The sequence below is a fragment of the Polaromonas sp. P1_G4 genome (assembly GCF_056405475.1).
On sequence record NZ_JBFUCA010000130.1, the window covers coordinates 1 to 9,222 of the forward strand.

At 61.0% G+C, this 9,222-nt stretch carries 11 protein-coding genes; all 11 read right to left on the reverse strand.

Annotation, left to right across the window (positions count from 1 at the left end; genetic code table 11):
• Positions 1–88: 88 nt before the first annotated feature.
• Positions 89–397: a flagellar hook-basal body complex protein FliE gene (gene fliE, locus AC1D1X_RS08740; protein ID WP_477669646.1), complete on the reverse strand. Its 309-nt coding sequence runs from the start codon at positions 395–397 to the stop codon at positions 89–91.
• Positions 397–861, reverse strand: coding sequence for a flagellar basal body rod protein FlgC (gene flgC, locus AC1D1X_RS08745; protein WP_477669647.1), 465 nt, complete (start codon positions 859–861; stop codon positions 397–399). The genes fliE and flgC overlap by 1 nt, the downstream gene beginning before the upstream one ends.
• Positions 862–895: 34 nt before the next feature.
• The gene (gene flgB, locus AC1D1X_RS08750; RefSeq protein WP_477669648.1) at positions 896–1,279 is read right to left on the reverse strand and encodes a flagellar basal body rod protein FlgB; all 384 of its coding nucleotides are present in this window, start codon (positions 1,277–1,279) and stop codon (positions 896–898) included.
• 28 nt (positions 1,280–1,307) lie between these two features.
• The gene (locus tag AC1D1X_RS08755) at positions 1,308–2,354 is read right to left on the reverse strand and encodes a flagellar basal body P-ring protein FlgI (RefSeq protein WP_477669649.1); all 1,047 of its coding nucleotides are present in this window, start codon (positions 2,352–2,354) and stop codon (positions 1,308–1,310) included.
• Positions 2,355–2,488: 134 nt separating this feature from the next.
• Positions 2,489–3,118, reverse strand: coding sequence for a flagellar basal body L-ring protein FlgH (locus AC1D1X_RS08760; RefSeq protein ID WP_477698144.1), 630 nt, complete (start codon positions 3,116–3,118; stop codon positions 2,489–2,491).
• Positions 3,115–4,143, reverse strand: coding sequence for a flagellar basal body P-ring formation chaperone FlgA (gene flgA / locus AC1D1X_RS08765; protein WP_477669651.1), 1,029 nt, complete (start codon positions 4,141–4,143; stop codon positions 3,115–3,117). Before flgA ends, AC1D1X_RS08760 begins: the two co-directional genes overlap by 4 nt.
• Positions 4,144–4,153: 10 nt before the next feature.
• Positions 4,154–4,948, reverse strand: coding sequence for a flagellar basal-body rod protein FlgG (gene flgG, locus AC1D1X_RS08770; protein WP_477698145.1), 795 nt, complete (start codon positions 4,946–4,948; stop codon positions 4,154–4,156).
• 35 nt (positions 4,949–4,983) lie between these two features.
• Complete coding sequence (locus AC1D1X_RS08775) at positions 4,984–5,778, reverse strand: flagellar hook-basal body protein (protein WP_477669653.1); 795 nt, start codon at positions 5,776–5,778, stop codon at positions 4,984–4,986.
• 39 nt (positions 5,779–5,817) lie between these two features.
• Positions 5,818–7,905: a flagellar biosynthesis protein FlhA gene (gene flhA / locus AC1D1X_RS08780; protein ID WP_477698146.1), complete on the reverse strand. Its 2,088-nt coding sequence runs from the start codon at positions 7,903–7,905 to the stop codon at positions 5,818–5,820.
• On the reverse strand, positions 7,902–8,987 hold the full coding sequence (locus AC1D1X_RS08785; RefSeq protein ID WP_477698147.1) for an EscU/YscU/HrcU family type III secretion system export apparatus switch protein: 1,086 nt from the start codon (positions 8,985–8,987) through the stop codon (positions 7,902–7,904). Before AC1D1X_RS08785 ends, flhA begins: the two co-directional genes overlap by 4 nt.
• Positions 8,977–9,222, reverse strand: a 246-nt coding sequence (locus AC1D1X_RS08790; RefSeq protein WP_477698148.1) for a flagellar biosynthetic protein FliR, incomplete at its 5' end; no start/stop codon positions are given. The genes AC1D1X_RS08790 and AC1D1X_RS08785, both read right to left, overlap by 11 nt.

Here is a 9,222-nt window from a genome sequence, read left to right on the forward strand (position 1 = left end):
GCGCACGCGCCGGCTGGGTGAGCCCTTTCCAGAAATCGATCATTGCTTCAGCTTTCTTCTTTAAAACAGGTTCGAACAAGCCCCGTGGCTATATCTGCATCTTCATGACGTCCTGGTACGCCTCAAGCAGGCGATTGCGAACCTGCATCATCAGCTGAAAAGCAATCCGGCTTTCTTCCATGCGGATCATGACCTGGTGCAGGTTCTGGACGTCCCCCACGGCCAGCGCCTGGAGATCGCCCTGCGTGGCGAGCAGCTGTTCGTTGACCTGCTGCAGGCCCTGGGTGACCATGGCGCCGAAGGACCCCGCGCCCTGCAGTCTTTCACTCATCGGCTGGAACTGGGAAATGTCGACGCTTGTTGCCGCGGCAATGGGTGCGATCATTTCGGTGCTCATCATGCGCCTCCAATTTCGAGTGCCTTCAAAGCCATGGTGCGTGCCGAATTCATCGCTGCCACGTTGGCCTCATAGGAGCGCATGGCGCTCATCAGCGTCACCATCTCGGTCGCGCTATCCACACCGGTGTAAGCCACAAAACCCTTGTCGTTGGCCAGCGGGTGACCCGGTTCATAGACCATTCGTGGCGGCAAATCAGTCGGCTCAACCGACACCACGGCAGGTGCCGATGTACCGGTCAGGCCTGCACCGTTAACCCCGCGGCTGAAAAGATCAGCGAATGCCGGTGAGCCGGATGCCACCATCGCGGCAGCTCGAGCCACCACGCGGAGCGGCCGGTACTGGGGACCGCCCGTCTCTTGAATGGTGTTGGCATTGGCCAAATTGAGTGAGGCCACGTCGGCGCGCGTGCGCTCCAGGCTCATGCCGGCGGCGCTGATGGCAAAGGAATCGGAGTAATCCATAGGTGCAGGTCCAATACGTGAGTGATCGGTCGAACTATTTCTTGCCTTCCGTCGCTGCCGACGAAAGCATGGCGAGGTGGCGCGAAAGCCCTTTCACCAGCGCCTGGTACTGGACCGCGTTACGGGCCATGTTCCCCACCTCGACATCCAGCTCTACGCGCGCCGGCTGGCCGTCGATGCGCAGCATCGGTTGTTGCCGGAACTTCATGTCTCCCAACGCCGCCTCGTCGAGCCGGCCGCGTTCGCGCAGGGCTCTGCGGGCCTGTTCAAGCTGGCCCTCGAAGTCAAGGGCCTGCGGCACAAAGCCTTCCGTATTCGCGTTGGCGATGTTGTTGGCAATGACTTGCTGCCTTGCCGAAGCCGCGTCAAGCGCCAATGACAGCGCGGCCGTCGTAATGGATTCGATACTGTTGGACATGGGTGTACCTCTGGTGTAGACGTCGGAACTACTGGACGACGAGTTCGGCATGCAGGGCGCCGGCAGCCTTGACGGCCCGCAGAATCGAGATGATGTCGCGGGTGTTGGTCTTTAGTTTGGCGAGCGACTGGACCAGGTCTGTCACAGTGGTTCCGCCAGCCACAAAACCCGGGCCGTTGCGCTCATCCACGTCGATCCGGGTATTGCTAACCAAGGCGGTGCGCACGCCCGGCCCGGCCTCGCCGATAAAGAAGGGTTGCGAAACGCCGTTCTGCTCGGTGATGGCAATCTTCAAATCACCATGGGTGATGGCTACCTTGGCGATGCGCACATCCCCGCCCGCAACGACTGTGCCCGTGCGTTCGTTGATCACCACTTTGGCCCGCCTGTCGGGCTCGACCGTGACGGACTCCAGGCGCGACAGGAAAGCTACCAGGCTGCCGCGCTGGCTTTCCGGCACATCGATGTCGATGCCTGAGGCGTCGCGCGCCTGGGCCAGGTTGGCACCCAGCTGGGTGTTGATGGCCAACGCAATCCGGTTCGCCGTGGTGTAGTCCGGCTCGGCAAGCAGGAAGGTTACGTTGGGAATGGCGGTGCCGGTGGATCCGGGCTCCATGGGGGCTTTGGCCGTGCCGACCTCAACGGTCGCGCCATTGGGCACCGCTCCCACTGTCGGGTGGTTCTTCTGCAACACGTTGCCGTTGGAATCATAACGGTAGCCTCCAACCGACAGCGGCCCCTGCGCCAGTGCATAGACACGGCCGTTCGCCGCTTTCAACGGCACTTGCAACAAGCTGCCGCCCACCAGGCTGCGTGCGTCGCCTGTCGAAGACACCGTGATGTCCAATGTGTCGCCGGGCCGGGCGAAACTCGGCAGCGAAGCGCTGACCATGACGACAGCCACATTCCGGCTTTGGATCTGTTCAGGCGGCACGCTGAGATTGAACTGGGACATCGCATTGGACAATGCCTGCCGGGTGGCCCGGTTCGTCGGTGAGTCGCCCGTTCCGGCGAGGCCGGTCACGATGCCGGTACCCGTCAATGCGTTGTCTCGCCACCCCTGGAGTTTGCCCAAGTCCTTGATTCGGATCAGGCCAGTCTGACCATGCGAAGCCGGTGCCACCAGACAGAGCGCACAGCAAATGAGTACCGGAATGATACGAAGCCGGGAGACAAACCTCGACTGCAGAAATGAAGTGAGCGCCATTTTCAAAACCCTGTCCAATCGAGCAATTTCCGCCACCAGGGCCGCTGGTTGCGTTCAGCGATATCGCCCTCGCCGACATAGGTGATTTTCGCGTCGGCCAATCTCGTGGAAAGAACGATGTTGCCGTCGGACACGTCCACGGGCCTCACGCGCCCCTCGAGCGTGACGCGTTGCGGTTCCTGGTTGACCGTCAGCATCTGCTCGCCCGTCACTGCCATGTCGCCGTTAGGCAAAATCTCGCGAACCGTCACCGACAGCGTGACCAATAGCCGGTTGGCGCGCTGGGTGCGCCCCCCGCCGTCAAAGTCGCTGGCCACGTTGACGCCCGTCTGGGCTTTGCTTTCACCACGGTGGCTCAGGTCCGCCGACAGGCTGTTTTTTCTTCGGGTGTCCGTGTCCGCGCTGCTGCTGGCACTGGAGTTTYCAAACACCTGAACGGTGAGGACATCTCCCACGCGAAAGGCCTTGTTGTCGGCCGTCAAGGGGCGATAAGTCTTTTCATCGTAGAGGCTGACTCCCTGCGCATGCGACAGGCAGGCCCAGCAGCACAGCACCAGCCCCAACGCGGCCAGGCGCGCGGCTGCAAAGTTGTTCCGCAATTCATTGCCAGGTTTGGAAGCTGAAAAAATCATGGGTACATCTCCACACGGCCCGGGCCTGCGACCCGGGCTAACAAACTGGCCGTAGCATTGACGGGCTTGACTTGAACCATCTGGCCGGCGCGGCCGTCCTGCAGCACTTCCGCACGGCTCTGCACATTCAGGCCGGCCTGGCGCGTTTCGAGCACGGCCCAGCTCCCGCGCGCCACATCGGGAACGGCTTCCGTGTGGGCCGCCGTCAAGGTTTCGCCGGCCCGAATCGGGCGGCGCAAACGCTGGCCGTCAGAAAACTGGCGCGCCGGATTTTTCTGCGAAGCTGCGGCTGCGGCAATGTTTTGTTCACGCAGCTCCACATCGCCCGCCAGGAGGGACGCACCTGCGGGAATGTCTCTGGTGGCAACCACCACCGGCCCGTAGACCACAACCTCAAAAACGACCGCCACCGATCTTTGCACTCTGCCAGCACTGCCCACATCGATCCAGACCGTCATTCTGGAAGCCAGTGCCGCCGCACCCTGAGCACGGGGATTGATCTCCACCAGTTCATCGGCGACTACCAGGTCGCGCGGCACGGTCACCGGCTGCAGTTCGATGCGAGTGCCGGCCGGTAGTTGGCCGCGCAGTTGCTGCCGGAGTGTCTTGTCCGCGAGGGCGACGATATCCTCGCCGGGTATGTCGCGGCTGCGCAGGCTGATGTCAGTGAACGCAGCGCCCTGCCAGGTGATTTGATCTCCTTGAAGGCCCGCGTGACCCCGTATCCACCGGGCAAGGACATCCCGTTCCAGGACAAAGGACTGGCCGGCACGCGGCGCGCGGCCCAGCGGCAAAGCCATCAGGCGCCGCAAGGTCGCCGGGTCCGGGCTGGCAAGGCTGGCAACGTCGCCCAAGCGCACGTCGCTGTGGCTGACCTGCACATGCTCCGGCAGGCTGATACGCGCCATGCTCGCAGCGGTTTGTGCCTGAAGAGGCTGCGCGGGAGCCGCCCAGAGCGCAAGCAGGCAGAGACCCGCCGCCTCGACACCGGAAGGCAGGAACCCAAAAAAGCGAACACCACGCATCAGTGTTTTCTTAGCGGCGCAGCGCATTGACCATGCCGAGCATCTCGTCGGATGCCTGCACAACCTTGACGCTGGCTTCATAAGCGCGCTGCGCGATCATCAGGTTCACCATCTCGTCGACCAGCTTGACGTTGGAGCCTTCCAGAAATCCCTGGGCAATCCGCCCCAAGCCCTCTTCTCCAGGTTTGCCGACGACCGGGTCGCCGGCGGCCTCGGTCGGCCGGTAGRGGTTGTCCCCCTGCGCCAACAGAGCTTGCGGATTGGAGAATCGCACCAGGTCAATCTGCCCGATCTCCACAGGCGTGGCCTGATTCGCCAAACGGATCCGCACGGTGCCATCCGTGTCGATCAGYAAGGCCTGCGCATTGTCGGGAATGCTCAGGCCAGGTTTCAGCGCATAGCCTGCCTGGGTTGCCAGCAGGCCCTCCTTGTTGACCCTCAGCGTGCCGCCGCGCGCATAAGCCTGTGACCCATCAGGCAAAGTCACCTCCATGAAGCCGTCACCTTCAATTGCAACGTCGRACGCGGACTCCGTTTTCTTGAGGTCGCCCATGTCGAAAAGCTTGGCCATGCCGCCTATGCCAACGCCCGCCCCCACTCTCGTAACCGCATCCATGAGGCCCTGCGGCGCGCCGGCATTCGCCAAAGGGAGCGGCGCGGCCGAACGCGTGACCAGATCCGAGAACGTCAGTCGGCCTTTTTTAAATCCCGTGGTGTTGACGTTGGCCAGATTGTTGGCGATCGTGTCCACATTCATCTGCTGGGCCTGCATGCCGGTCGCACCAATATAGAGCGCATCGAACATAAAACTCCTCTGGTTTGTGTGTAGTGAAAACGGGCTCAGGCAAGATCGCCGAGCTTTCGAATGGCTGTCCCCATCATTTCGTCGTAACCTGTCGCGACCTTTTGCATCGACTCGAAATGCCGCATCGTCTGCATCAGTTGCACCATCTCCTGCATGGACGAAACATTGGAGTTTTCGAGAAAGCCCTGGCGTACCTGGACATCGACATCGTTCATCATGCCGGCCGGACTCTCCGAAGCGACAAGCCCCTCCCCGAGATGCCGGAGCGTCTGCGACGCCTCTAGCTGCATCACCTTGAGCTGGGCCACCGGCTCTTGCGCGGACAAGCGGTTGGCGGCAATGCCGGCTGCTCCGGACTTGGGGCCTTCAAATACATAGCCCCTGGAATCAATCGAGGGATTGCGTGTCGTCAAAAAGATGGCGCCGCCTTTACCCATCACCGGGTGTCCCTGGGCATTCACCAACCGCCCCTGACCGTCCAGGTGGAAGGAACCCTGCCGCGTGTAGGCCGGGCCGGACGCCGTTGAGACCTCAAAGAAGCCGTCTCCGTCCAACGCGAGATCCAGATTTTGTCCGGTGGACTTGAGTGTGCCGGGGCGAAGGTCCGTCTGCGTTTTCAGCAGGCCGCCGGTCGCGTCTACCTGCTGCGACAACGCATCGACCTGCGCGGAGAAGGAGGCGCCGAGTTGGGAATAGGGGGTGGGCTGGACCGAAACGACCTCCCGCTTGTAGCCTATGGTCAAGGCGTTGGCCAGGTTCATGCCGACCCTTTCAAGACGGATGCTGTCCTGGTGCATGCTTTGCAAAGCGACGGAGAGAATATTGGTCATGGTTCGGATTGAGTTGCAGGACAAAAATGCACGGGTTGCTTAAAAGCTCACCACACCATACGACTTGAGTTCGATGTTGTGCGGGATCTCGGCCATGGACAGCACACGCAGATGCGGCATTACCCGCTCGGACAAGGCACGCACGTGCCGGCGAAGCTCGGGAGAGCAGAGCAGCACTGGCAGCAAATTGCTTTTCATCATCTTTTCCGCTTGCTGCACCAGTTTGCCGATGAATTTTTCGGCCATTTGCGGTTCCAGGACGAACTGACCCGCGGCCTGGYTGGAACCCTCGGCACGGGAATTTTGCACGCCTTGAATGAAGCGACTTTCAATGGCCGGGTCGAGTGTGAGAACGTGCAACGCATTGGCCTCCCCGAGCAAGCCCTGGCATATCGCGGAACCCAGCCTGTGGCGCACAACCTCCGTCAGGTAGCCGGTCTCCTTGGATTGCCGGCCAGCGTCCGTGAGAGTTTCCAGAATCGCCTCCATATGCCGTATCGAAACCTTCTCTTTGAGGAGGTTCTGCAGCACCTTTTGCACGTCGCTGATCGAAAGGACTGTCGGCACAAGTTCTTCGACCAGGCCGGGCTGGTTCTGGCGCACCCGGCCCAGCAGGCGGTCGGTTTCGGCCCGTGTCAGCAGTGTGGAGGATTCGCGCCGCAAGACCTCGGTGAGGTGCGTCATGAAAACGCTGGAGGCATCCACCAGCGTGAACCGGGCGCGGGTGGCCGCATCCCGCTGTGACTCTTCTATCCAAACGGCCGGCAGGCCGTAGGTGGGGTCTTTCGTGACTTCTCCGGAAATGGCTGTCACGTCGCCCTGAGGATGAATGGCAAGCAGGCGGTCCGCGCGAACCTCACCCTTGGCACTCAGGGCCCCGTCAAGGTAAATCTCGTATCGGTCCGGCCCAAGGCGCGGTGCATCCTTGAAGCGTATGCGTGGCAAGACCAGCCCAAGCTCCTGCGCATGCTGATGGCGGAAGGCGGCAATTCTTTCGAGGAAAGAGCCACCCTTTTCGTTCACCAGAGGAACCCAGCGGGAACCCACCTGGACCTCGATGGGTTCAACGGTCAGGTGTGCATAGGGATCGTCCTTGCCGCCAGCGTCACTGCCGTCAGCCGATTTTCCCTCCTGGCCCGCCGCCGCTTCTTCCCTGGCAATGGCACCGGTATGCGCCCCGCGATACACCATCCAGGCGCCCAGCCCCGAAAGACAAAGCAGTATGAGCGTGGGGACCGCAGGAATACCAGGCAGGATCAACAGGCCCGCCAGGGCTGTAGCCACCAGCAGCAATGTTTTGGGAAATGAGGTGATCTGCCGCAAAGCCTCTTTGCTCAGGTTGGCATCCGAAGCCGAACGGGTAACAATGATCCCGGTTCCCAGGGCAATGACCAGCGCCGGCACCTGGGTCACGATGCCATCGCCTATGGTCAGCAGGGTATAGGTTTTGAGCGCATCACCCCACGGCAGGCCGCGCTGCATGATACCGATCAGCAAGCCTCCCACAATGTTGATGAGCAGTATCAGGATGCCCGCGATGGCGTCGCCTTTAACGAACTTGCTTGCGCCGTCCATCGCGCCGTAAAAAGCCGCCTCTTTCTCGATGTTCTTGCGGCGGCGCTGCGCTTCGGCCTGGTCAATGAAACCCATGTTCAGATCCGCGTCCACGCTCATTTGCGCGCCGGGCATGCTGTCCAGCGTGAATCGGGCGGCCACCTCGGAGACGCGCTGAGCGCCGCTGGTGATCACCACGTACTGGACGACGATCAGGATCAGGAAAATAATCAGGCCGATCACGTAGTTCCCGCCAACAACATAGGAGCCCACAGCGGCGATCACCCGGCCAGCGTCGCCGTCCGAAAGAATCAGGCGGGTGGCGGCGACGTTCAGCGACAGCCGGAACAGGGTGGCAATCAACAGCAGCGAAGGGAACGTCGAAAACTCGACAGGTCGCGCCATGTAGAACGTCAGCATCAGAATCAAAAACGCGAAGCTGAAGTTCAGCAGGATCAGGAAGTCCAGTAGCGGGCTCGGGATGGGCGCGAACAATACCACCAGTACACCCAGCACCAGCAGCACCATAACGATGTCGCTGTGTTTGGTGAGGAAACCCTGCAGGGCTTTCATGTCGCGGCCATCCCCTGCCGGCGTTCGCGCATGGCAAAGACCCAGACGATGATTCGCGCCACTTCGGCATACATGGCTTGGGGCACATGCTGTTCCACAGCAAGCTCGCGGAAGAGCCTGCGGGCCAGAACGGGGTTTTGCACGATGGGGATGTTGTTCTCGCTCGCTATTTTTCTCATGGCTCCTGCGACCCGGCCGGCGCCCTTGGCCACCATCTGCGGAGACGACATCTCGCCATGCCTGTAGCGCAAGGCGACCGCCACATGCGTCGGATTCGTCAACAACACATCGGCATTTTTTGTGTTGCGCACCGTTAGTGTGCGCTTCAGCGCTTCCCGACGCAGCTCCCTGAGCCGCGCACGGATGCGAGGATCACCTTCCCGGTTTTTTGATTCGTCTTTCAGTTCCCTGCGGCTCATCTTCATCTTTTTGGAGAACTCGCGCCGTGTGTACATCCAGTCCACGGCGGCGATCATCACCAGAATCAAAGCCATCTTCATGCTCAAAGAGGCCGCGTCCTGGAGCAAGGTGCGCAGGTAAGCCAGCGGTGAAAGGCCGGCCACGCCAAAGAAGTGAGGTGCCAGGCTTTTGAGCGCGAACCAGGAAACACCGGCAAGAAGCATCAGCTTGATGCAGGCCCTTGCCGCATCAAACAGGGTTCGCATCGAAAACACTTTCTTGAACCCGTTGACCGGATTGAGCCTGTCGAAATCCGCCTTGAGGGGATCCGTGGTGAACATCGGCCCTGTCTGCATCAGGTTGGCCAGCGCGGCGGTGAGCATGATGACGGCGAAAAAAGGCAGCAGCTGCATCATTGCCCCCTTGACCACCTGGGATGCAAGAGGCCACAGCGCTCCGCCATTGGGATCCAGACCAGCGATGCGAAGCAACAGGCTCTGGTCGAAAACGAATTGGTCCCTGACGCTGTCCCAGCCCTTCCATGTCAGGTAAACGGAAGCCACCGTCCACACCAGCGCCGAAATGACTTCCGGGCTTTTGGCGACCTGCCCTTTTTCCTGCGCCCTGAGAAGCTTGTGAGGCGTCRCCGCTTCATTGCGGTCAAGGTCTTGCTCATCGGCCATGGACGGCTCCCGGCGCAAATGTGCTTTGAGACGCATCCTGGGACAACATGGAATCCCAGGTCGTGTAGATGCTGCGGTAAACCCGCGTCATGACGCCACCTACGCCGGCAAACCACAGGGACAGCGTGATGAGCCCGACAACGATTTTCACGGGAATGCCGATGGCGAACATATTCATCTGCGGCAGGTTTCGCGCGACAACGCCGAGCGCCATTTCAACCATGAAGAGGCAGAA

What these genes read in the sequence shown, in the direction of transcription:
- flgB (WP_477669648.1), bottom strand. Translation starts at nt 1,279, where the DNA reads ATGTCCAACAGTATCGAATCCATTACGACGGCCGCGCTGTCATTGGCG.
- fliE (WP_477669646.1), bottom strand. Translation starts at nt 397, where the DNA reads ATGAGCACCGAAATGATCGCACCCATTGCCGCGGCAACAAGCGTCGAC.
- flgA (WP_477669651.1), bottom strand. Translation starts at nt 4,143, where the DNA reads ATGCGTGGTGTTCGCTTTTTTGGGTTCCTGCCTTCCGGTGTCGAGGCG.
- AC1D1X_RS08775 (WP_477669653.1), bottom strand. Translation starts at nt 5,778, where the DNA reads ATGACCAATATTCTCTCCGTCGCTTTGCAAAGCATGCACCAGGACAGC.
- flgC (WP_477669647.1), bottom strand. Translation starts at nt 861, where the DNA reads ATGGATTACTCCGATTCCTTTGCCATCAGCGCCGCCGGCATGAGCCTG.